At 66.5% G+C, this 23785-nt stretch carries 15 protein-coding genes; 6 read left to right on the forward strand and 9 right to left on the reverse strand.

Annotation, left to right across the window (positions count from 1 at the left end; translation table 11 throughout):
• Positions 1-1594 precede the first annotated feature (1594 nt).
• From F618_RS0112150 to F618_RS0112165, 4 genes are all read right to left on the reverse strand, one after another.
• Positions 1595-2779, reverse strand: coding sequence for a site-specific integrase (locus F618_RS0112150; RefSeq protein ID WP_019568720.1), 1185 nt, complete (start codon positions 2777-2779; stop codon positions 1595-1597).
• 520 nt (positions 2780-3299) lie between these two features.
• The gene (gene cydC / locus F618_RS0112155) at positions 3300-4985 is read right to left on the reverse strand and encodes a thiol reductant ABC exporter subunit CydC (protein WP_019568721.1); all 1686 of its coding nucleotides are present in this window, start codon (positions 4983-4985) and stop codon (positions 3300-3302) included.
• Positions 4978-6705 (reverse strand): thiol reductant ABC exporter subunit CydD, encoded by a 1728-nt coding sequence (cydD, locus tag F618_RS0112160; protein WP_026331225.1) that lies wholly within the window; start codon positions 6703-6705, stop codon positions 4978-4980. Before cydD ends, cydC begins: the two co-directional genes overlap by 8 nt.
• A 3-nt stretch (positions 6706-6708) precedes the next feature.
• The gene (locus F618_RS0112165) at positions 6709-8094 is read right to left on the reverse strand and encodes an NAD(P)/FAD-dependent oxidoreductase (protein WP_019568723.1); all 1386 of its coding nucleotides are present in this window, start codon (positions 8092-8094) and stop codon (positions 6709-6711) included.
• Positions 8095-8462: 368 nt separating this feature from the next.
• Between F618_RS0112165 and F618_RS0112170 the strand changes: the two genes are divergently transcribed.
• From F618_RS0112170 to F618_RS0112190, 5 genes are all read left to right on the forward strand, one after another.
• On the forward strand, positions 8463-9869 hold the full coding sequence (locus F618_RS0112170) for a cytochrome ubiquinol oxidase subunit I (RefSeq protein WP_018649864.1): 1407 nt from the start codon (positions 8463-8465) through the stop codon (positions 9867-9869).
• 3 nt (positions 9870-9872) lie between these two features.
• Positions 9873-10877, forward strand: a complete 1005-nt coding sequence (cydB, locus tag F618_RS0112175; protein WP_019568724.1) for a cytochrome d ubiquinol oxidase subunit II — start codon at positions 9873-9875, stop codon at positions 10875-10877.
• 219 nt (positions 10878-11096) lie between these two features.
• Positions 11097-12575, forward strand: a complete 1479-nt coding sequence (locus F618_RS0112180) for a sigma-54-dependent Fis family transcriptional regulator (protein WP_018649865.1) — start codon at positions 11097-11099, stop codon at positions 12573-12575.
• 175 nt (positions 12576-12750) lie between these two features.
• Entirely contained in the window at positions 12751-13407 is a 657-nt protein-coding gene (locus F618_RS0112185; protein ID WP_019568725.1) for a hypothetical protein, read from the forward strand.
• Positions 13408-13591: 184 nt separating this feature from the next.
• A complete protein-coding gene (locus F618_RS0112190; RefSeq protein WP_018649867.1) occupies positions 13592-14218 on the forward strand; it encodes a peroxiredoxin in 627 nt (208 codons plus the stop codon).
• 124 nt (positions 14219-14342) lie between these two features.
• Here the strand turns inward: F618_RS0112190 and gloA are convergent, their stop codons facing one another.
• The 5 genes from gloA to trxB all read right to left on the reverse strand — a co-directional run bounded on the left by gloA (position 14343) and on the right by trxB (position 20436).
• Positions 14343-14843, reverse strand: coding sequence for a lactoylglutathione lyase (gloA, locus tag F618_RS0112195; protein WP_019568726.1), 501 nt, complete (start codon positions 14841-14843; stop codon positions 14343-14345).
• Positions 14844-15820: 977 nt separating this feature from the next.
• Positions 15821-16396, reverse strand: coding sequence for a lysozyme-like domain containing protein (locus F618_RS0112200; protein ID WP_231362682.1), 576 nt, complete (start codon positions 16394-16396; stop codon positions 15821-15823).
• Positions 16397-17093: 697 nt separating this feature from the next.
• A complete protein-coding gene (gene aat / locus F618_RS0112205; protein ID WP_018950736.1) occupies positions 17094-17849 on the reverse strand; it encodes a leucyl/phenylalanyl-tRNA--protein transferase in 756 nt (251 codons plus the stop codon).
• A gap of 189 nt (positions 17850-18038) precedes the next feature.
• Positions 18039-19316, reverse strand: coding sequence for a GNAT family N-acetyltransferase (locus tag F618_RS0112210; protein ID WP_019563954.1), 1278 nt, complete (start codon positions 19314-19316; stop codon positions 18039-18041).
• Between the two features lie 4 nt (positions 19317-19320).
• Positions 19321-20436: a thioredoxin-disulfide reductase gene (gene trxB / locus F618_RS0112215; protein WP_019563955.1), complete on the reverse strand. Its 1116-nt coding sequence runs from the start codon at positions 20434-20436 to the stop codon at positions 19321-19323.
• A gap of 436 nt (positions 20437-20872) precedes the next feature.
• Between trxB and F618_RS0112220 the strand changes: the two genes are divergently transcribed.
• On the forward strand, positions 20873-23767 hold the full coding sequence (locus F618_RS0112220; RefSeq protein WP_018649872.1) for a ribonucleoside-diphosphate reductase subunit alpha: 2895 nt from the start codon (positions 20873-20875) through the stop codon (positions 23765-23767).
• Positions 23768-23785 lie beyond the last annotated feature (18 nt).

A 23785-nucleotide genomic window follows, 5' to 3' on the forward strand; every position in this document is an offset into this window, starting at 1 on the left:
GAGACGTTGTCAACCAGTCGCGGGAGCGAGGAGAACAACGACGACTCCTACTCTCCGTATGCAGGCCTGAATGACACCTCTGTGATCGGATAAGAACTGATTACGCGCAGGACGGTGTGTCTGAAGGTCTAGAGATTCCGATAGCTGTCACGTAACGCCGCACAGGGAGAGTGAATGCCGGGTGTGCCAGCCCCATGAAGTTCGGGGCTGCCACCCCGCTTGCTGTACCAACAAGCATCCAGGCGCCACCTGGATTGCTTGTTCTGCTGTAGCGCAGTGCCCGTAATTGGGCTCGCTGCGATGCGATGGGCGCTCAGCGATGAAATGCGCTGTTCGACCCAATCCCAGGGTGAGTTTGGGCGACGCGGAAACGGGGCTCCTGGTGACAGGAGAAGACCCTGCTAGTCGACGAAAGGCGGTAATCAGTCCGCCCCGTGGGCGGCTCGAGAGAGTCGAACGCGTGCTGCACACGATGGCTTCAGCGATATTGGAAACGGTATTGAGCCGACCAGGTGAAAACTCGGGCCGGCGGCACTTCCTGGCGCAAGCCGGGAAGGTCGATGTATAGCTCAAACGTGTAAATGCACCGCAGGACGGTGCTATGCAGAGCGAGCAGTAGCCATGGGCTGAGGGCCCTGGTTATGTGCGTTGAAGTGATCCGGGAGTAGGGGAGGCGCTTTGGAATCTCGGCCCCCCGAAAACCACGACCGAAAGGCGAGGTGAGGTGCATAGCACCAGTTATCTGGATGACGGAGCACAGTGGCGATTGCTCGTGTAGTAGTGGCTAGCTAACGCGGGAACTCCTAACCCTCTTCGACTCGGGTGGCACCGATGAGAGGCAAGGAGGGGAGCGGTTCTGAGTAGAGTCAGACGGATGTCGCGATATAACCGAAGCGACTCTGGAGCCAGGATGGCACTCGAAAGGAACCAGCGGAAGCGATGGGTACTTCCCGTCGATTGGTATAGCAAGAGGCATTCAACTGAACGGTTTTGCAGGCTGGCACCTGCAGGTAAACCACGACGCTTGGCGGGCTGGCACCCGCTTAATTCACTATCGGACCAAGAGGAGGTTCATATTCGAACCCGGGCATCATTGCCCGGGTTTTTTCGTTTCGTCAGGACTGCTGTCACTGAGGCCTCAATAGGGGGATGAACCCCAAACCGAGGAGTACTCATGAGAAGCTTGCGTCCAAATGAATCATCGTCACTGCCTGGCACTTCCAACCGCCGCGGGAAACTAGTCGAGCGATTGGCTCGTGCTCAGTTGCTGAGTAGCGGGAGGGCCGATGCGTTCGCGTCACAGCTCAAGGCTCATGGGATCAGTGTCTATGATCGACGGATTCCTAGTGACGACTGGAGGCAGGTCGGCATCCAGATTCAGATCGTTTTGCACCTGGATGATGATGACGACCAGTGGATTTCATCCGAGATCTGGCTACCAGCGGGGAGATATTCCCCGGAAGAGCAACAGCAGTATGCGGACATGATATTCCGGATGTTAGGCGGAATAGCTTGATCCATTCCCCTTCAGCCCCGGCTAGCGCCGGGGTTTTTTCGTGGTCCAAATCGGAATGGTTCCAGGGAGGGGGCGATCTTAGCCACCAGTAGTCAGGTAATCAGACCATTCCTGCATCATCCTTCGCCGTTTTTCGAACAGGTCGCCTCGACGGTAGGCGGCCTCCACCTTGTTTTCGATGACGTGCGCGAGCGCCATCTCGGCGACATCGCGGGGGAAGTTGGAGATTTCCCCCGACCAATCGCGGAAGCTGGATCGGAAGCCGTGAGGTACGTAGTTGCCCTGCTCACCGTGCACCCCGAAACCCTGCCTCCTCATTGCCTGCAGCAGTGCCATGTTGGACATCGGACGACCGGGTCGCGTGCCAGGAAATACATACGGATTACTCTCGATGACTGGCAGGGCCTCGAGAAGCTCCAAAGCAGCACTCGACAGAGGCACTCGGTGCTCTTTGCGAGCTTTCATGCGGGATGCTGGTATGGTCCACACGCGGTCTTGCTTGTTGATTTCTTCCCACTGGGCCTGCAACACCTCTTTGGTACGGACGGCGGTAAGTATCAGAAACCGTAGGGCGGAGGCAGCCATTGCCTCCTGTGCTTCAAGAGTGTGGATGAAGCTCGGGACCTCGTGGTACGGCATTGCCGGGTGGTGCTTCTGTTTTTTCACCCTCGATGGCTTGGGTAGCAGTTTGTCGAGGTGTCCGCGCCAACGCGCGGGATTGGGTTCCTCGCGGTGATTGTGTGCGGCTGCGTAATCCAGGACGTTTTCGATCCTGCCCTGAACGCGTTTGGCCGTTTCAGTCTTGGTCGTCCAGATCGGGGTCAGGATTTCGAGAATGTCTTCAGTAGTTATGGTGTCAACGCGCTTCTTCCCGATCTTCGAGCGCGCGTACTGCTTGAGCGTCCTGACCCACTGTCGTTGGTGTTTCGGGTTCTTCCATCCGCTTCGGTGAGCGCGGATGAAGCTTGCTGCGCATGATTCGAACGTGGGGATCTCCTTGGTGCAAGCAGAGCGGGTAGCGATCGGGTCGACACCATTGCGGGCGAGGGTGCGGTAGGCAGATGCATTTTCGCGGGCGGACGCCAAGGAAACGTCGGGATATGCGCCCAGGCCCATTTCTCGCCGCTTCCCGTTGACCATGAGCCGCAATACCCATTTCTTCGAGCCGCTGGCGGAGGCGACAAGGCGCAGCCCACCACCGTCCTCGTGCTTGCCGGTTGTCGCGGTCTTGACCTGGCGCGCGCTCAACTTGTTCAGAGCCATTTGTTCTTCCTGTGCTGATAGTGGTCCCCCATCTGGTCCCCCATTTAGAATGGATTGGGACAGCCTCTGTTGGACACTATAACACAGTAAGTCACTGAAAAGCAGTGCAGTATAGGACCTTATAAGACCCCGTTGGACTATATATCGGCGGACTCACTCTCCGCCAAATCCTGCGAAGGGGCCCGAGTGGCCCCTTTCGCATGTCTGGCCCCCGAGATTTCCGGGATTCGAACCCGAGATACAAGTAAGAACGATGGTTCGACCGGTGGCGCGTAGCGACACCGGAACGCCGCAGCGTAGCGTAGGCGGCCCGAAGGGCGACCGGCGCAGCCGGGCGTAATCCTCACTCTCCGTCAAATCCTGCGAAGGGGCCCGAGTGGCCCCTTTCGCACGTCTGGCCCCGGCGTTCGTCCCCCAGCCCGTCCCCCATTGCTTCGTGATCCGAACCTGTTTGTGCGGCCACCGAAAGTCGGGTGCCGGTGTGTCGGGCACGTTTCGCTGCGAGGTCCCGTCGCCGGCCTTAGCTCCGGCCGAGCGGTTTCGCGAGCTCGAGGCGCGGCCAGCGGGCCGGCAGTTGTCCCGGGGCATGGGTGACGAGGATGCACTGACGGTCCTGCAGCCAGGGCAGCAGTCGTTCCACCACTCGTTGTTGCGTGGGGGTATCCAGACCGGAAAACGGCTCGTCGAGCAGGACGACCGGTCGGTCCTGAAGGACGACCGCCGCCAGGGCGAGACGGCGGCGCTGACCGCCGGAGAGGGACGCGCCGCCCTCGCCGATGCGGTAGTCCAGACCTTCGTCGGTGCCGCGCACGGCCTCGGCGAGATCGACCTGTTCCAGGGCCTCCCACAGTGCGGCATCGCTCAACGACCTGTGCGCCGGGGACAGGATGCTTCGGAGGGTCGTGTCCGGCAGTTGCAGGCCCTGGGGCAGGTAGCTGATGTGGCGGTACCGGGCATCGGTGGGGATCCTTGCCAGATCGTCGTGGCCGAGCGCTACGGTACCGGCCAGGGGCGGGAGTTCGCCGGCGAGGGTGTCCAGCAGCGTGCTCTTGCCGTGCCCGCTGGCCCCGCTGATCACCAGGGGATAGCCAAGCGCGGGTTCGAGGTCCAGGGGACCGAGCAACGGGCGCTCGCGGCGAAAGCCGATGGTCAGGCCGTGTGCGTGTAGCGCAGGGGCCTCGTCAGGCGGGGTCGGGTCCACGGACTCGGCGGTTGCGGGGGTATGGGTGGCGGCCACCTCCAGATGCTGAACCCGCCCGGCGGCTTCCAGGCTCTCGCCGGCACGCCACCATGCACCGGGCAGGCTGCCCAGAACCTCGCCCAGGCCCAGGGTCATCAGCGGCAGCAACACCGCGACCGGAGCGTCGAGCATTCCGTCACGGTACCAGCCCAGTGCCAGCACCAGCATCACCAGGGCGGAGGCGCCGACCACGGCCTGCACGATTTGCTCGGAGCCGACCCCGAACGCCTCCTGCGTCCGTTGCCGGCGCGCGTAGTCGTCGTTTTCCCGGCGCAGGCGGGCCTCGTGCTCGCGGGCACGGTCGTAGGCCAGCAACTCGGCCAGGCCGCCAATGAAGTCAAACAGTCCAACGCGCTCGCCGGCCCGGGCCTGCACCAGCGCGTGGCTGCGGCGCTGCCCGGCAAGGGCGAGCACGGCGGAGACCGCGAGCGTCGCGACACCGGAGGCGGCGAGTACGACCACGGCGGGCCAGGGTGCCAGCCAGACGGCGATAACCAGCGTGACCACCAGGCTGAGCGCCGCCGCGATCATGGGGCCGACCACCCGCAGGGGCATCGCATCGAGGGTGTCGATGTCGCCGGTCAGGCGGGTCTGCAGGTCTCCGCTGCGGTAGGCGCGAATGCGTTCCATGGGCAGCGCGGCGAGGCCGCGAAAGCTGCGGCCGCGCAGGTCGGCCAGGCTGCGCAGCACCGCCTCGTGGCTGACCAGGCGTTCGAAGTAACGCGCCAGGGTGCGACTGATCGCGGCGGTACGGATGCCGCCGGAGGGCACGTAGAGGTCGAGTGTGGCCAGCAGGCCCGCGCCGGCCAGGGCGGTGGCGGTAATGAACCAGCCGGACAATGCCAGCAGGGCGATGCCGGCGATCCAGGTCAGCGCCAGCAGTCCCCAGGCACCCCAGTACCAGCCCCGGCGCTGGCGGAATACGCGGTGCAGAAAGGCCAGTTCCGCGCGGGTACCGTTACGCATGGCGCGCCCCCGGTGTCGCCGGCGCCAGGTCCAGGCGTTGCAAGCAGCGCTCGTGAATGGCGGCATGATGACTCGCGATCACCAGCGTCAGGCCACGGGCCTCGGCCAGCCGAAACAGCGTGTCGAGCAGGGCCTGTTCGGTGTCCGGGTCGAGCGCGCTGGTGGGTTCGTCGAGCAGCCAGAGCCGATGCCCCGAGAGCAGGGCGCGCGCCACCGCGACCCGCTGGGCCTGACCGCCGGAGAGCCCGCGCCGGGCCTCGCCGATGGCGGTATCCAGGCCGTCGGGCAGCTCGGGTGCGTCGAGCGGCAGGCCGGCCTGTTGCAGTGCCGTGGCCATCTCCGCGTCTGCGATCGTGTCGCGGCGGGCGAGCTGCAGGTTATCGCGCAGGCTGCCGTGGAACAGATGGGCGTCCTGGTCGATCCAGGCGAACTGCCGGGCCTGGGGATGGCGCTGTACCGTGCCCGTGGTGGGGGTGAGAAAGCCGGCACACACCGCGAGCAGGGTGGATTTGCCACTGCCACTGGGCCCGGTCAGCGCGAGATGCGCCCCGGCGTGAATGGCCAGGTCGAGCTCCGCCAGTGTGGGCGTGCGCTGACCCGGGTAGTGCACGGTGACTCCCTTCAGTTGCAGCCAGGGGACCACTGCGCCCTCGTCGGGGGCCGCGGTGGCCTCTGGGGAGTGCTCGGGCCCAACGGGGCCCGAGGGCGACGCCAGGGCGGGGGCAAGGGTCTCGGCGGCGGCCAGGGCGCCGGCGCGGTCATGGTAGCTCTGGGCAAACTGGCGCAGCGGAAGGAAATACTCCGGCGCCAGCAGCAGGATGAACAGGCCGGTGAACAGGGTGATGTCGCCGGCCGGGCCGTAGTCGATGGCGCCGAACAGGGCGAAGCCGATGTAGATCGCGACCATGCCGATCGCGACCGCGCTGAAGAATTCCATGATCGCCGAGGACAGGAACGCGACCCGCAGGGTGCGCATGGTCAGGCGCCGCTGCTGGTGACTGCGCTCGACGACCTCGGCCTCGGTTGCGGCGATCGCGCGCGCTCGGCGCAGCCAGTCCAGGGTGCGGATGCGGTCGAGAAAGTGCCCCGCCAGGCGGTTCTCCTCCTCCTGCTGACGCCGGTGGATCTGTTCCGCGCCCATGCCAACGATCGCCATGAACGCCGGGATCAGCGGGGCGGCGAACAGCAACAGCAGGGCGGCGAGCCAGTCCAGCCAGAGCGCCGCGACCAGGATGGCCAGCGGCGTCAGGATGACGGCCTGGCGCGCCGGCAGGTAACGGGCGTAGTAGCCGGTCAGGTCCTCCACCCGCGTCTGGAACTGCTCCGCCCAGGCGCCCGCGGTGGTCAGCCCGGCCAGTCGCGCCGGTCCAGCCTGCCGGGCCTGGCGCAGGAGATCGGCGCGCAGCTCCTGCTTCACCGCAAAGGCGAGCCGGTGACCGGCCAGGTCCCGCAGGGCCTGGGCGGCGTAGCGCAGGGCGAGCAACACGAGGCCCGCGAGCAGGATCCCGGGCAGGTACGGGGCCTCGGGGGCGAACAGGGTGCCGTGGACCGCCCAGGCCACGAGCCCCGCCAGGGCAATGGTGGCCAATGTCGCCACCAGCGTGCTGGCCGCACTTAGCACAAGCCAGCGGCGGTGCGGCTGCTGGCGCGCGCGCAGCCATGGGCCCGGCGAGGTCCGGGCGTCTGTCGCCTCCGCGTCTGTTCCGGGCACTTGCGTCATCGACTAGCGCAAGTAGCGCCCGCGCAGCATGTTGAAATACAGCGGCTTGATCATGTGGACCTTCAGGCGCCACCACATCCAGCTTGGGGCGCCCTGATCCAGGAAGGTGAAGGTCGGGACCTCCTCCAGGCTGTAGTCGAACTCGACCAGCGCCGCCTTGCCCACCTCGGTGATCAGCGGGCAGGAGGTATAGCCGTCGAACTGACGCGACGGCTCGCGATCCTGGATCACGTCCACCAGGTTGTCGGGCATCACTGCGCCATGCGAGCGCACGGTGGAGGCGGTCTTGCCGATCGCGGTTGCGACCACGTCACCGGCACCGAAGATGTTCGGGTAGTCCACGTGTTGCAGCGTGCGATCATCCACCGCCAGCCAGCCGCCGGCCGCCAACGGGCCGTCCTCGACTGCCAGCCCGGCCTCGCGGACGAAGTCGTGCGCGCGCATCGGCGGCGTTACGTGGAGGTAGTCGTAGTCCACGGTCTCGCGGCCGCCATCGCGGGTCTGGAACTGGGCCTGGCGGGCGTCGACATCCACCGCCAGCAAGGCGCCGCCGTCGTTTACGCTCACGCCGCGTTCGGCGTACAGGTCGCGCACCATGTGGTCGAAGCGCTGCACGCTGAACAGGGTGTCCGACCCGGTGTGATAGTGGAAGTCGGCGCCGGCGCGCTGCCCGGCGGTACGCAGCAGGTCGTCGGCGATGAAGGTCGCCTTGATCGGCGCGCCGGCACACTTGATCGGCGTGCTGGGGATGGTAAAGCGGGCCACCCCGCCGTGCTCGCCGAAGGCGTGGATCTGCTCGTAGGCGTCCCGCGCGGCCTCGGCGCTGGCGTACAGGCTGGTCAGTCCGGGACGGCCGATATCCTCGCGCCGCAGCCCCTCGATCGCCTCGTAATCCAGGTGCAGCCCGGTCGCGACCACCAGGAAGTCGTAGTCCAGCCGGTCGCCGCCGGTGGTCTCGACCCGCTGCGACTCGGGATCAATGGCTGCCACCGCGGAGCGGACCCATTCCACGCCGCGCGGGATGTAGCGTTCGTTGCGGCGCTGGACCTCGCCTACCGAGTAGACGCCCGCGGCCACCAGGGTCCAGCCGGGCTGGTAATGATGGATCTCGCTTGGCTCGACAATCGTGATCCGGGCCCCTTCCAGCAGGTCGCGCAGGCGGGCGGCCATGGTCATGCCCGCGGCACCTCCGCCCAGCACCACGATGCGGGCCTGGCTGGAGACCGCCGCGCGGGCCGGGGCGGCCTGTACGCCGGTCGCCGACACCAGGCCGGCGGCGCCGGCGATCTTCAGGAAATCGCGCCGGGACAGGCCCCGCAGCGTCTCGTCGGCTTGACGGGCCAGGGCCTTTTCAATCTCTGGATGCTTCGGGTCTTCGGGATGATGCATGGCTCTCTCCGCGTATCCGTCTGCCGCGCCGGAGACCGGGCGGGTCAGTTGCGATGGTCGCGCCGTCGACCGGGCGCTTCGTGTGACGGATTGCTTACAAGTTACATGCCAACACCGGCAGGCCGCTCCACTGGGCCTCGTGTGCCGGTATGGGCGGGGCCAGGCTGCCGAATCTGGCAGTCATTCGAGACTGGGCTGACAAATATGGCAGACAAGGGCCGATGGTTGCTTGCGCCCGCCAGGCGGAAAAACACGGTTTGTAGCGTGCAGCCAGCGGTCGTGGTGCGGACAGGTAGTCTGGCACGGTACTTGTTAGGAGGTTCACCGATACGTCATGTCGGCGTGCCCCTGACTACGGAGGAAAGGCCATGGAGCTCGACCCCATACTGCTATCGCGAATCCAGTTCGCGTTTGTCGTTTCGTTCCACGCGATCTTCCCGGTCTTCACGATCGGGCTGGCTTCGTTTATTGCGTTTCTGGAATTCCGCGCCTGGAAGACCGGCGAAACGATCTATACCCAGATCTCGAAGTTCTGGATCAAGATCTTCGCGGTGGTGTTCGGCATGGGGGTGGTCTCCGGGCTGGTCATGTCGTTCCAGTTCGGCACCAACTGGAGCGCGTTCTCCTACGCCACGGCCAATTTCCTCGGGCCCGTACTGTCCTACGAGGTGCTGACCGCGTTCTTCCTGGAGGCGGCCTTCCTCGGCGTGCTGCTGTTCGGGCGCGACCGGGTCCCGCAGGGGGTGCATCTGTTCGCGGCGCTGATGGTGGCACTGGGCACGTTCATCTCGTCGTTCTGGATACTGGTGGCCAACAGCTGGATGCAGACGCCGGTGGGCTTCGAACTGCAGGACGGCGTGTTCCACGTCACGTCCTGGATCACGGCGATCTTCAATCCCAGCTTCTGGCCGCGCTTCTTCCACATGGGGCTGGCCTCGCTGCTGACGGCGGGCTTTGTGGTCGCCGGGGTCTCCGCCTGGTACCTGCTGCGTCAGCGCGACGTGGTCATGAACCGCAAGGCCCTGGGCACCACGATGTGGGTGCTGCTGTTCGCGGCCCCGGCGCAGCTGGTGGTCGGGGATATCCACGGCCTCAATACCTTCGAGCATCAGCCGACCAAGGTGGCGGCGATGGAAGGCGTGTGGGAGACCGAACGCGGCGCACCGCTGCTGCTGTTCGCCATCCCGGACTCGGCCAACGAGACCAATCACTTCGAGATCGGCATCCCGAAGATGGCGAGCTTCATCCTGACCCACGAGATGGATGGCGAGGTGCCGGGTCTGCTGGAGGTCCCCGCGGAGGAACGCCCGCCGGTGGGCATCACCTTCTGGTCGTTCCGCATCATGGTCGCGATCGGCATGGTGATGATCCTGTTCGCCCTGGCTGGTGCCTGGCTGCGCTTCCGCCGCCGGATGTATGCCTCCCCGCTGTTCCTCAGGGGGCTGTCCTGGATGATCCCGGCGCCGTTCATTGCGGTGGTCGCGGGCTGGTTCGTGACCGAGACGGGGCGCGCGCCCTGGCTGGTGTACGGCGTGATGAACCACGCCGAGGGCATCACCCCGGCGCTGACCGGCGGCATGGCCCTGTTCACGCTGATCGGCTACGTCGCGGTCTACGCGGCGGTGTTCACCGGGGGCGTCTACTACCTAGTCCGCATCGTGCGCCAGGGCCCGGAACCGGCCGATGCCACGCATGCAGCGGCGCACGCCAAGCGGCCCCTGTCGGCCGCCGATACCTGGATCGATGACGCCGCGGCCAGCGGTGAAAGGAGCTAAGTCATGGAAACCACGATTGATATCACGCTGATCTGGGTCGTCATCATCGCCGTGGGCGTGATCGCCTACGTGCTGATGGACGGGTTCGACCTCGGGGTGGGGATCCTCTTCCCCTTCGCCCCGGTGGAGACCTCGCGCGACGTGATGATGAACTCGGTCGCCCCGGTATGGGACGGCAACGAGACCTGGCTGATCCTCGGGGGTGCCGGGCTGCTGGCGGCCTTCCCGCTGGTCTACTCGGTGTTCCTGCCGGCGCTCTATATCGGGGTCTTCCTGATGCTGGCGGGGCTGATCTTCCGCGGTGTCGCGTTCGAATTCCGCTTCAAGGCGCATCGCTCCAAGTGGCTGTGGAATGCCGCGTTCGCGATCGGCTCGGCGGTGGCGGCCTTCGCCCAGGGCGCGGTCGTGGGTGCCTACATCCAGGGCTTCGAGATGGACGGGTTCAGTTTTGCCGGCGGACCGCTGGACTGGCTGACGCCCTTCACCGTGCTCACCGGGATCGGGCTGCTGGCGGGCTATGCCCTGCTGGGGGCCACCTGGCTGATCGTCAAGACCGAGGGCGAGACGCAGGCCTTTGCCTACCGCGTCGCGCCCTGGATGCTGGCGGCCGTGCTGCTGGTGTTCGGCGCGGTGAGTCTCATCACCCCGTTCATCGATCCGAAGGTGATGGAGCGCTGGATGGGAACCTGGCAGTACCTCTGGGTGCTCCCGGCCCTGGCGCTGTTCTCTTCCTGGATTCTGATTCGCGCGGTGCGCCGGCGCGACGAGGGGATCCCGTTCGTCGCCACGATTGCCCTGTTCATCACGACCTACCTGGGCCTGCTGGTGAGCAAGTGGCCGTACGTGGTGCCGCCGGACTACACCTTCTGGGACGCCGCCTCGTCGCCGGATGCGCAGCTGTTCATCCTGGTGGGGGCGCTGTTCGTGATCCCGATTATCCTGGGCTACACCGCGTGGACCTACTGGGTCTTCCGCGGGAAGGTGACCCCGGAGACCGGCTATCACTAGGTCGATTCCAGCCCGCGCCCGACCCGGAGCCGATCGTGGCCTCACGGGTTTGGCCTCCGGGGCTGCGGCGGCCAGGCCGTGGCCGCCGTTCGGGGCTTGGGTTCGCGGGTCTGGCGGGATGCACGCCGAGGGGTCGGGAAATCTGCCCGGGTCGGCGGCGCCACGGTGGAGCGGCCGCGGCGAGTCTTCAAATGGGGCGCAAGGTACGGGGGTGAACCCATGCCGTTGAACATCACTCGACTGAACGTGTCAATTGGGCAGCGCGACGGTGACGTTACGAGCATCGGAAGCGCATTCCTGGACCCCCTTGTGCGAGGCAAAGTGACGAGCATCACGAAGAAGGCGCCGGAACCGCAGGACACGCATGTCGAGACCCTGCGGCAGGTACTGGAGGGGTTCCGGGAGCCGGCGATCCTGCTGTCGCCGGACTACCGCATTCTGGCCGCCAATGGGGCGTACCAGCGTGTCTACGGGACCGATCGCGACGGCTCGGGTCGCACCTGTTTCGAGGCCTCGCATGGCTTCCGCCGCCCCTGTGACGAGGCGGGCGAATCCTGTCCCCTGCGGGCGGCCCTGGGCAGTGGCCACCGCGAACGCGTCCTGCATGTGCACCACACCGAGGCCGGGCGCGAGCACGTGGATGTCGAGTTGTTGCCGATCCGGGGCGAGGGCGGCGAGATACGCTACCTGATCGAACGGCTGCACCACATGCCCGTCTCGACGCCGCAGGCGGGTAGCGGCGGGCTGGTCGGACGCTCGAAGGCCTTCAATGCCATGCTGGGGCTGATCAGCCGGGTGGCGCCGAGCAATGCCTCGGCCCTGCTGCTCGGCGAGTCGGGAACCGGCAAGGAACTGATTGCCCGGGCCATTCACGAGGCGAGTCCGCGCCAGCAGTTGCCGTTCGTGCCCGTGGAGTGCTCGGGCCTGACCGAAACCCTGTTCGAAAGCGAGCTGTTCGGACATGAGCGGGGGGCCTTCACCGGTGCGACCTCGGCCAAGGCCGGCCTGGTGGAGGCCGCAGCCGGCGGCACCCTGTTTCTCGACGAGGTGGGGGATATCCCGCTGAGCCAGCAGGTCAAGCTGCTGCGCCTGCTGGAGACCCATGCCTATCGTCGGGTCGGGGGGGTCGAGTCGCGGCGGGCGGATTTCCGCCTGGTTTGTGCGACCCACCGTGACCTCGAGTCCATGGTGCGGGCCGGCGATTTCCGCGAGGACCTCTACTACCGCATCAATACCTTCCCGATCGAAGTGCCCCCGCTGCGCGAGCGAGCCGAGGACATCCCCTTGCTGGTGGAGGCCCTCAGCGAGCGTCTGGACCTGGCCGTGCCGCCGCGTCTCGAAGACGAGGCCCTGAAGATCCTCGGGCAATACCCCTTCCCCGGCAACGTGCGCGAGCTGCGCAACATCCTCGAGCGTGCGGCATTGCTGGCGGACGGCGAGGCGATCCGTCCGGAGCACCTGCCGGATCGGGTCCGGGAAGGAGGGCGGGCCGGCGGAGGGGAGGCCGGTGGCCTGGATGGCTTGCTCCATCCGCAGTCCCTGCGTCCCCTGGAAGAGATCGAACGCGAATACCTGCGGCATGCCGCCGCAGTGTATCCGGGCGATCGCCGGGCGCTGGCGAAAACCCTGGGGATTAGCGAACGCAGCCTGTATCGACGCCTGCGCCAGCTCGAAGGCGAGGGCGGCGAAGGCCACTGAGATGGCCCACCAGGACGAGGCGGGTTATGCCCCGCCCGTCCGTGATCGAACGGGGTCCGGGGGGCGGCCGGGCGACGTGTCACGAGCCCGTCATGAGCGACGGAGACGCTGAAGCACCGCCACAAGAATTAGCAAAACACCAAGTACCGAGAGAAAAACCGAACTGGAGCCTGTCATGAAAAAGACCGCAATCACGCTGTCTCTCTCCGCCGCCCTCCTGGCGACCCCGATGCTGGCCTCGGCCGAGCCGCTGTCGTTCGGCGAGCAGCAGACCATCCGCTCGATGGCCAGTGCCGGCATCGGCCAGGCCATCGTCAACCAGATGGGGGCCGGGTCGATGGCCGTGATCAACAACCCGTCGCCGATCTGCGGCGCCCTGGCCGGCGGTCTGGGTGCATCCATGCTGTCTGCCGACCCGCAGGCGGGATTCCGCATCGCCACCCTGCGCTCCGCTGACGATGCCGTGGCCGCGGTGGACGTGACCGCGGACAAGGAGGTGGCCTACCTGGCGTTGGGCGGCGAGCTGGACCGCGAGGAGAACGTTGCCCTGGCCCACGCGTATCTGCAGGAACTCGCGGCCTCCGAATGGGACGGCACGCTGGTGCTGCATATCTCCTCGTGGATGCAGAAGCAGGTCCAGGCCGTCGCGGAGGCAGACACGACCGTGGCCGACTATCTTCAGGGGGTCAACATGGTGGCGCTCCAGCCCGACCTGGATGCGGGTCAGGCGGTGATGCTGGGCGTGAACTTCGACGGGGAGAGCTTCACGACCGAGGAGATGGGTCGCCAGGACATGCGCGAGGACCTGGTGGAGCTGTTCCGCCGCATGTGAGTGGGCGCGCGGTGGGCCGGATGGGCGCAACGCCTGTCCGGCTCCCTGTTAGAAAAAGACTATTGGCCCGTTAAAGAATTAGTAATTCACTAAATACGGAATTGCATATAAAGTAATCGGTACATGGAGGCAACGCCCCATGAGATACCGAATCAATCTCTAAACCGAAAGAAAGGAGTACATCATGGCACTGCATTTGGGCGATACCGCACCGAATTTCCAGATTGACACCACCAAGGGCAAGATCGATTTCCACGAGTGGATCGGCGACTCCTGGTGCTTCTTCTTCAGCCACCCGGCCGACTTCACCCCGGTGTGCACCACCGAGATGGGTCGTACCGCGCAGCTGGCCAAGCAGTTCGCGGACCGCAACACCAAGCCGCTGGGTCTGTCGACGGATACGGTCGAGGAACACAACAAGTGGATTGAAGACGTCAACGACACCCAGGACACCACGCTGGAGTTCCCGATCGTCGCGGATGCCGACAAGAAGATCTCGGAGCTCTACGAGATGATCCACCCGGGCGAGAGCGAGACCGCCGCCGTGCGTTCGGTCTACATCATCGACCCGAACAAGAAGATCCGTCTGATGATGACCTACCCGATGTCGGTGGGCCGCAACTTCGACGAGATCCTGCGCGTGATCGATGCGCTGCAGACCGGTGACAAGCATGGCATCGCAACCCCGGCTGACTGGACCCCGGGTGCTCGCGTGATCATCCCGCCGACGGTCAGCAACGAGGACGCGCAGAAGAAGTTCCCGCAGGGCTTCGAGGAGATCCGCTCCTACCTGCGCTACACCAAGGTCTGATCCGGACCAACCAGCAGCCTCGCCCGACTACGGGCGGGGCCGTTCTCCCCAGGTGGGGGCAGGGGCCGCAAGGCCCCTTTTTTGTGTCTGTCGGTTACGCCTGGATACGGCGAACCGCTCGTCTTCAGCGGCCCAGCCCGGTCAGGCGGGCGGGTTCGAGGATCTCGATCCAGTAGCCGTCGAGGTCCTTCACGAAGGCGATGTCCTTCAGGCCGCCTTCGTCGGGGCGCTTCACGAACTCGACGTTGTTCTGGTCGAACCAGCGCACGGCGGCGTCCAGGTCCGGGACCGAGAAGCAGATGTGGCCGAAGCCCTGCGGTTCCTCGTTGCCGTCGTGGTAGTGGAAGTCCGCGTCGTTCTCGGTGCCGTAGTTGTAGGTCAGCTCGAGGATGCCGCGCTGGCTGAACATCCAGCGGGTGGCCTCGCCGGCGTCCTTCGGCGGCTGCGGTTCGTCTTCGCCAAGCTGCGCGAGGAAGTAGAGCGTGAACTCGAACTCCGGGAAGTCCAGGGTCTTCACCAGCTCCATGCCGAATACGCGCTGGTAGAAGTCCAGCGCCTTCTGCGGGTCCTTCACGCGCAGCATGGTGTGGTTGAGGCGAAAGCCTGCGGTGGGATTGTCGCTCATGGTGCGTCCTTGTCTCGGCCAAAGGGGGTGTCCCGGAAGACTGGAACACAGGCGGCGAGGTTCCCTCAAGTGCGCCCGTCACGCGTTGCGCTCGGAGCGAGGGGCTCCGGCACCGCGAGTCGCACAGGTAGCGTCGCTGGCTTCAGGGAGTGCCCCGGCGCCGGTGGCTGCGTCGGGAGATCGCCACGGCGCTGCGAGCCTCGCGATGACGGGATTTGTGACGCGCCCGGCCAGTTCATTGTCCGTCACTGCGAGGAGGCGCAGCCGACGTAGCTGTCTGTTGGGGGTGCTCTCCGGCGGCGAGGCAGCGTTGGGAGATCGCTTCGCTTCGCTCGCGATGACGGGAGGCGTGGCCCTGGTGGGGCGGTTGGGGTTGTGTCACCGCGAGGAGGTGCAGCCGACGCCGGCAGTCTGTTGAGGATGCCCCGACGCCGGAGGCGGCGTTGGCCGATTGCTTCGCGATGCGCGCAATGACGGGATGGTGGAGCGGCCGGGAACACACATCCCCGTCACTGCGAGGAGGCGTAGCCGACGTGGCAGTCTGTCGGGGTTACCCCGGCGGCGAGGCAGCGTTGGGAGATCGCTTCGCTTTGCTCGCGATGACGGGAGGCGTGACCCTGGTGGGGCCGGTTGGGGCTGCGTCACCGCGAGGAGGTGCAGCCGACGCCGGCAGTCTGTTGAGGATGCCCCGACGCCGGAGGCGGCGTTGGCCGATTGCTTCGCGGTGCTTGCAATGACGGGATGGTGGAGCGGCCGGGAACACACATCCCCGTCACTGCGAGGAGGCGTAGCCGACGTGGCAGTCTGTCGGGGTTGCCCCGACGCCGGGGTCGCGTCGGGCGCTCGCTTCGCGGCGCTCGCGATGACGGGATGCTGGGCTTGGGGCGCGTGCCCGCGTCCAAAAGCACCGTCATCCCGGAAACCGCGCAGCGGTTATCCGGGATCTCCCGGGGCAGGCATGGCGTTCGTCGGTTCGGCTACTGCCGGCAGAACGGCCAGACCTGGTAGAAGCGCCGGCAGCGGAACTCGGACTCGCAGCTCTGTAGCTGGGACTCGTAGCGGTCGGCGCGCTGCGCCACCTGGCGGGCCGCGGCCCGGACCTGCGGCTTGCTCTGGTAGCTGCCGCGGTTATAGCCGCCCTGGCCCTCGTGGTAGGCGAGGTAGAGGTGTTCCGAGTTGTACAGCGACACCCCGGTCATGCGCTGGGTGCGGGCGTTGTACCAGCCGATGAAGTCGGTCGCGTGCTTCATGTGCGAACGTCGCGCGAAGCGGCTTCCGGCATCGTCCTGGTACTCGCCCCAGACCGGGTCCTGGGCCTGGGCATAGCCCCGGGCGGAGGAGGGGCGGCTCCACGGGATGAAGCCGAGCAGACGCTCGCGGTCCGGGCGCACGTGGCTGCGGAAGGAGGACTCCTGCTGGATGAACGACATCTGGGTCGCGATCGGCGTGCCCCATTCCCGCTCGGAATCCCGCGCATGATCGTACCAGCGCGGCTGCTCGCGGAAGATCTCGCAGATGTTGCTCTGGTCATCGGGCGGGGAGGGCGACAGCATGGAGCACCCAGCGGTGATGGCTGCCAGCGCCAGCAGCAGCCCGGCCCGCAAAATGGCGACGATCGCCCGCCGCGTCTTCCTTGATTCTGCCTTGTCCACCCGAATCTCCCGCCCGGTTTCCCAATGGCCCGCGAGTATAAAGCACCCGCGGCGAGGGCAACGGGCGCGCCGTGCACCGGGCCTGCTTCCGGAGCTTGCCGCGGCCCCTGCGGGGCCGCACAACGACAGGGTCGCGCCACCCGCCATCGCGAGCGGCTGTAAGCGATCTCCCGACGCGGTCCCCGGGCCGGGGTGGCCCCGAAAGACTGCCACTTCGGCTGCGCCTCCTCGCCGTGACGGGAGCGGGGAGGTGCCCCACATGCCCGTCATCGCGAGGCGCGCAGCGCCGCGGCGATCTCCGTCCGGGGCCACCGGAATCGGCCGTCGTGCGCGGTGTCAGGGTTCATCGAATCCGGCCGTCTTTGTGCTTTGTGGGAGGGGCCCAGCCCGAGAGGCGCCAGGCCGGATCTCCCGGTAGGAGCTTGCTTGCAGGCGAAGCCCCTGCCATTGTCGGGCGCGGGCAGGGGCGTTCGCCTGCAAGCAGGCTCCTACCGGCGTGTTCCAGCGGGGGGCAAGGGTACAGATCGTACGCCCTGGTTCGACCGGTTCGTTCGCGATGTCGCGGACGCGGGCAGGGGCTTCGCCTGCGAGCAGGCTCCTATCGGGGGGTGTTCCAGTCGGGGTCGAGGGGGCTCAGGGTCGGGTCGGTCCGCCATGGGCCTGGCTCGACCGGCTCGCGGGCGATTTCGCGGATGCGGTCGATGAACGCCTGGCGGGGCAGGGTGATGGCCCCGAGGTTGCGCAGGTGGGCGGTCTCCATTTGTACGTCGACCAACGGCCAGCCCCAGGCGACCAGGTGGCGGCACAACCAGGCCAGCGCCATCTTGGAGCCATCCCGCTCGCGCGAGAACATCGACTCGCCGCAGAACAGCCGCCCGACCGCGACGCCATAAAGCCCGCCGATCAGGCGCGGGCCGTCCCACACCTCCACCGAATGCGCGTGGCCCGAGCGGTGCAGTGCGATATAGGCCTGCTGCATGCTGGTGGTGATCCAGGTGCCATCGGCGTAGTCACGGGGGCCGGCGCAGGCCTCGATGACGGCCTCGAAGGCGCGATCGAAGCTCACCGTGTAACCGCGATTGCGGATCGCCTTCTTGAGGCTGCGATGCAGGCGGAAGTGGCCCGGCTCCAGGACCGCGCGCGGGTCCGGGCTCCACCAGAGGATTGGCTGCCCGGCCTCGAACCAGGGGAATACGCCGGAGCGATAGGCATTCAGCAGACGCGGCACGGAGAGATCGCCCCCGGCGGCCAGCAGCCCGTTGGGCTCGGGCAACGCCTGCGCCGGGTCCGGAAACGGCGCCTCCGGATGCTCCGGATCGAGCCAGGGCAGGGTGATCTGGGGGCCGGAGGTCATGGGGCGAGCCCCCAACGGCCAGAGTCCAGCGCGGGCAGGGGCTTCGCGGGCAAGCCCGCTCCCACAGGGCGATCCGGGATCCCCGAGTGCGGGGAAGGTCCAGTCGGCGAGCCTGTTGCCTGGGTCGGGAGATCCCGGCTCTTCGCTGCGCTACGGCCGGGATGACGGCCGCAGCGAGCCGGGCTCGGGTTAGCGGTCGGGCACATCATCGGAATGGGCCTGGCGATAGGGCGAGTGTTCGTGCAGGCGTTCGCACTGGGCGCGCATCATCTGGGCCTCGCGCTCGCAGAAGTCGCGCACGGGCTGCTCGAAGCCCTCGGTCAGGATCATGTGGGCGGAGTAGGTGGGTGTGGGCAGGAAGCCGCGCGGGATCTTGTGCTCGCCCTGGGCGCCCGGCTCGAAGCGGGCCAGCCCCTCGCGGATGCAGAACTCGATGCCCTGGTAGTAGCAGGTCTCGAAGTGCAGGTCGGCCAGTTCCTCGGTGCAGCCCCAGAAGCGGCCGTACAGGGTGTCGTGGCTGCGATAGCAAAGCGCCGCGGCGATGGTCTCGCCGTCTCCCTTCGCGTCCGGTTCGGTCGCATCCGGATCCGTCGCGCTGGGGCGCCGGGCCTCGAACAGCACCACCTGATCGCCCAGTCCGGCCGCGGTCTCGACAAAGAAGGCCTCCGACAGCGTCGGGATGCCCATGTGCTTCTCGAAGGTATCCACGTAGAAGCGGTGAAAGCGCGCCCAGTCCTCCGCCTCGCCGGTGGCGCCGGTCAGGGTGCGAAACACGATCCCGGCCTCGTTCACGCGGCGGCGTTCGCGCTTGATGTTCTTGCGCTTCTTCGAGCTGAGCGCACCGAGAAAGGCGTCGAAGTCCGCGTAACCGCCGTCCGGGGCGTTGGTCCAGTGGTACTGGCAGCCCATGCGCTCGGCCAGGCCCAGCTCGCGGGTCACGTCCAGATCGTCCTGGTTGGGGAACAGGATGTTCACGCCGGAGGCGTTCAGCTCGCGGCCGCGGGTCACCAGCGCGCGCACCAGCAGGGTGCGCAGATGATCGAAGTCCGGCGCCTCCGGGTGCACCAGCAGGCGCGGGCCGGTGGCCGGGGTGTAGGGCACGGAGACGACCAGCTTGGGGTAGTAGTTCAGCCCGTGGCGGTTCCACGCGCCTTCCCAGGCGAAGTCGAACACGAACTCGCCGTAGTTGTTGGTCTTGGCGTAGGCCGGGGCCGCCGCGACCAGCTGGCCCTCGCGGAAAATCAGCACATGCTGCGGGAACCAGCCGAACTGCCGGCCCAGGCACTCGTGGCGCTCCAGGCCCTCCAGGAAGGCATGGCGCAGGAACGGCTCGGTGCCGCCGGTCAGGGCATCCCAGGCGGCTGGGTCCACCTCGGCCAGGCCGTCACGCAGCTCGACGCGCTCCGCCGTGTTGCCCGTGGCGTCCTCCGACGGGTCCGCTGCCTGGGTGTCGCCCTCGGCGTTCACGCGATCAACCGAGCTTGTCCAGGTACTTCTCCGCGTCCAGTGCGGCCATGCAGCCAGTGCCGGCGGAGGTGACCGCCTGGCGATAGACGTGATCCATCACGTCGCCGGCGGCGAACACGCCCGGCACGGAGGTGGCCGTGGCGTTGCCTTCCAGCCCGCTTTGCACCTTGATGTAGCCGCCCGCCATATCCAGCTGGCCCTGGAAGATGTCGGTGTTCGGCTTGTGGCCGATGGCGATGAACACGCCCATCAGTTCGAGATCCTTGGTCTCGCCGGACTCGGTGCTCTTGAGTCGCGCACCGGTCACGCCGGTCTCGTCGCCGAGGATCTCTTCCAGGGTGTGGTTCCACTCGATCGTGACGTTGCCGTTCTTTTCCTTCTCGAACAGCTTGTCCTGCAGGATCTTCTCCGAGCGCAGCGAATCGCGCCGGTGCACCAGGGTGACCTCGGAGGCGATGTTCGACAGGTACAGCGCCTCCTCGACCGCGGTGTTACCGCCACCGATCACCGCCACTTTCTGGCCACGGTAGAAGAAGCCGTCGCAGGTCGCACAGGCGGACACGCCCTTGCCGGCGAAGGTGGTCTCGGACTCCAGCCCCAGGTACTGGGCGGAGGCGCCGGTGCAGATGATCAACGCATCACAGGTGTACTCGCCGGAGTCGCCGATCAGGCGGTAGGGCTGGTCCTTCAGCTGCACCGTGTGGATGTGGTCGAAGATCACCTCGGTATCGAAGCGTTCGGCGTGCTTCTGCATGCGTTGCATCAGCTCGGGGCCTTGCACGCCCTCGTTGTCGCCGGGCCAGTTGTCCACATCGGTGGTGGTCATCAGCTGGCCACCCTGTTCCAGCCCGGTGATCACGACCGGGTTCAGGTTGGCGCGCGCGGCGTAGACGGCGGCGGTCCAGCCGGCCGGGCCGGAGCCGAGGATCAGCAGCGGGCAGTGGCGCGGCGCCTTCTCGCTGCCGCCCTTTTTCGGCTGGGTCGCGGTGTCGCTACCGGAGGAGAGCGAGACGGCGCCGGTGGCCGCCTGCATGGCACCCGTGGCGACGGCGGCCTTGGGGGCGTCCTTCTTGCCGGCCTGCTTGCTCTTCTTGTCGGATGGATCCTTGGCGTCGCTCATGCGGTACTCCCTGTCGATTCGATGAATACGGCTGGCGCCGCCGGCCCGGCCGGCAACGCAAAAAAGTGGGTTCGATAAGGCGGGGATTATTGGGACGCGGCGGGTCTTTGTCCAACATCGCCACGCCGGACGTGGATGCCCCAAAGCGGTCCCCGCGCGCGATACCGATTCGGTAATCGCGGGCCATAAAACATTTTCATGTTCGCGTGGGCCGCGGGCACCCGGCGGGGAGTCACTACATCGGCGTTTGGTGGATAACCGGGGTGCCTCGCCAGGAATGGCGACAGGACGGGGAATGGGCGTTTTTATCCACAGCTTGCCCACGGCTTGTGCGCGGTTTGTTCTTTCGGTAACCACTATATCTAGTGGCTATGCAGTTCTCGATCCCCGATCTATAGTATCTCACGTTCGATCCAACACCAGCGCGAGGCCCGTCATGCACAGCGATTCCCATACTGCCACAGCCCAGCAGGGCACCCAGTACCCGCCGCAAGCCGAACCGTCGGCCGAGGTCCTGGCGACCAGCCCGGGCCAGCACCAGGTGATTCGCCGCAATGGCAAGGTGACCGGCTTCGATGCCTCCAAGATCGAGGTCGCGGTGACCAAGGCCTTCCTCGCGGTGGAGGGCGGCAACGCCGCGGCCAGCCGGCGCATCCACGAGGTGTCGAAGGAAGTGGCCGGGCAGGTGGTGGACAGCCTGTTCCGCCGCGCCGGGACCCAGGGCATGACGGTCCACATCGAGGATATCCAGGACCACGTGGAGCTGGCGCTGATGCGCAGCGGCCACCACAAGGTCGCGCGGGCCTACGTGATCTACCGCGAGCAGCAGTCGCAGAAGCGCGCCGCCGAGGCCGCCGAGCAGGGTGCGGACGAACAAGCCGAGGCCGCCACGCTGAACGTGACCCGGGCCGATGGCACCCTGGCCCCGCTGGACGAAGACCGCCTGCAGGCGGTGGTCGCCGAGGCCTGCGCCGGCATCGAGCAGGTGGATGGCGAGAAGATCCTGACCGAGGCCCGCCGCAACCTGTTCGACGGCGTGGCCGAGAAGGATGTCTCCACCGCGCTGGTGATGGCCGCGCGGGTGATGATCGAGAAGGAGCCGAACTACTCCGAGGTCACCGCGCGGTTGCTGATGGACGCGCTGCGCCGCGAGGCCCTGAGCTTCGTGCACGGCCGCCCGGAAGAGGCCACCCAGGCCCAGCTGGCCGAGCGCTATGCCGATTACTTCGGTGCCTACATCAAGCGCGCCGCCGAGCTGGAGCTGGTCGACAGCGAGCTGACCCGCTATGACCTCGAACGCCTGGGCGCCGCGCTCAAGCCCGAGCGCGACCTGCAGTTCACCTACCTGGGCCTGCAGACCCTGTTCGATCGCTACTTCATCCACTCGGACGGCATCCGCTTCGAGCTGCCGCAGGCGTTCTTCATGCGTGTGGCGATGGGCCTGGCGATCAACGAGATCGACCGCGAGGCGCGCGCGATCGAGTTCTACAACCTGCTGAGCTCGTTCGACTTCATGAGCTCCACGCCGACCCTGTTCAACTCCGGCACCCTGCGTCCGCAGCTCTCCAGCTGCTACCTGACCAGCGTCCCGGACGACCTCGATGGCATCTACAGCGCCATCCGCGACAACGCGCTGCTGTCCAAGTTTGCCGGCGGGCTGGGCAACGACTGGACCCGCGTGCGCGGCATGGGCGCCCACATCAAGGGCACCAACGGCAAGTCGCAGGGCGTGGTCCCGTTCCTCAAGGTGGCCAATGACACCGCGGTGGCGGTGAACCAGGGCGGCAAGCGCAAGGGTGCGGTGTGCGCCTACCTCGAGACCTGGCACATCGATATCGAGGAATTCATCGAGCTGCGCAAGAACACCGGCGACGACCGCCGCCGCACCCACGACATGAACAGCGCCAACTGGATCCCGGACCTGTTCATGAAGCGTGTGGCCGAGGACGGCGACTGGACCCTGTTCTCCCCGAACGAGGCGCCGGACCTGCACGACCTGATCGGTGCCGACTTCGAGAAGCGCTACAGCGAGTACGAAGAGAAGGCCGCGCGCGGCGAGATGCGCGTGTACAAGACCATGAAGGCCGTCGACCTGTGGCGGAAGATGCTCGGCATGCTGTTCGAGACCGGCCACCCGTGGGTCACCTTCAAGGACCCGTGCAACCTGCGCAGCCCGCAGCAGCACACCGGCGTGGTTCACAGCTCCAACCTGTGCACCGAGATCACCCTGAACACCTCGGACGACGAGATCGCGGTGTGCAACCTGGGCTCGATCAACCTGGCCGCGCACATAGGCGACAACGGCGAGCTGGATCAGGCCAAGCTCGAGCGCACCGTGAACACCGCCATGCGCATGCTCGACAACGTGATCGACTACAACTACTACTCGGTGCCGCAGGCGCGTCGCTCCAACATGCGCCACCGCCCGGTGGGCCTGGGGATCATGGGTTTCCAGGATGCGCTGTACAAGCTGCGCCTGCCGTATGCCTCCGAGGCCGCCGTGGAGTTCGCCGATGCCTCCATGGAGGCGGTGTCCTACTACACCATCAAGGCCTCGACCGATCTGGCCGAGGAGCGCGGGCGCTACGAGAGCTTCCCCGGCAGCCTGTGGAGCCAGGGCATCCTGCCGATCGACTCGGTCGAAAAGCTGGCCGAGACCCGCGGCGACTACCTGCAGATGGACACCACCCAGCGCCTGGAGTGGGACAAGCTGCGCAAGCGGGTGAAGAAGGTCGGCATGCGCAACTCCAACACCATGGCGATCGCCCCGACCGCGACCATCTCCAACATCTGTGGCGTGTCGCAGTCGATCGAGCCGACCTACCAGAACCTGTTCGTCAAATCGAACCTGTCGGGCGAGTTCACCGTGATCAACCCGTACCTGGTGCGCGATCTGAAGGACCGCGAGCTGTGGGACGAGGTCATGGTCAACGACCTCAAGTACTACGACGGCTCGGTGCAGCCGCTGGACCGCGTGCCGGAGGACCTCAAGGCCCTGTACGCCACCGCGTTCGAGCTGGACACCCGCTGGCTGGTCGAGGCCGCCTCGCGCCGGCAGAAGTGGATCGACCAGGCGCAGAGCCTGAACCTGTACATGGCCGAGCCCTCCGGGCCCAAGCTGGACGCCCTGTACAAGCTGGCCTGGGTGCGCGGGCTGAAGACGACCTACTACCTGCGCTCCATGGGTGCGACCCACGTGGAGAAGAGCACCGTGGCCGACTCCTCGCGCGCCAACAAGCTGAACGCCGTCTCCGGCGGCCAGCAGGCGTCCGAGCCGGAGGCGCCCAAGGCGTGCTCCATCCTCGACCCGGACTGCGAGGCCTGCCAGTAAGGCCTGCCCGCGAGCGGG

It is taken from the genome of Thioalkalivibrio sp. ALMg13-2 (assembly GCF_000381185.1).
GTDB lineage: Bacteria > Pseudomonadota > Gammaproteobacteria > Ectothiorhodospirales > Ectothiorhodospiraceae > Thioalkalivibrio > Thioalkalivibrio versutus.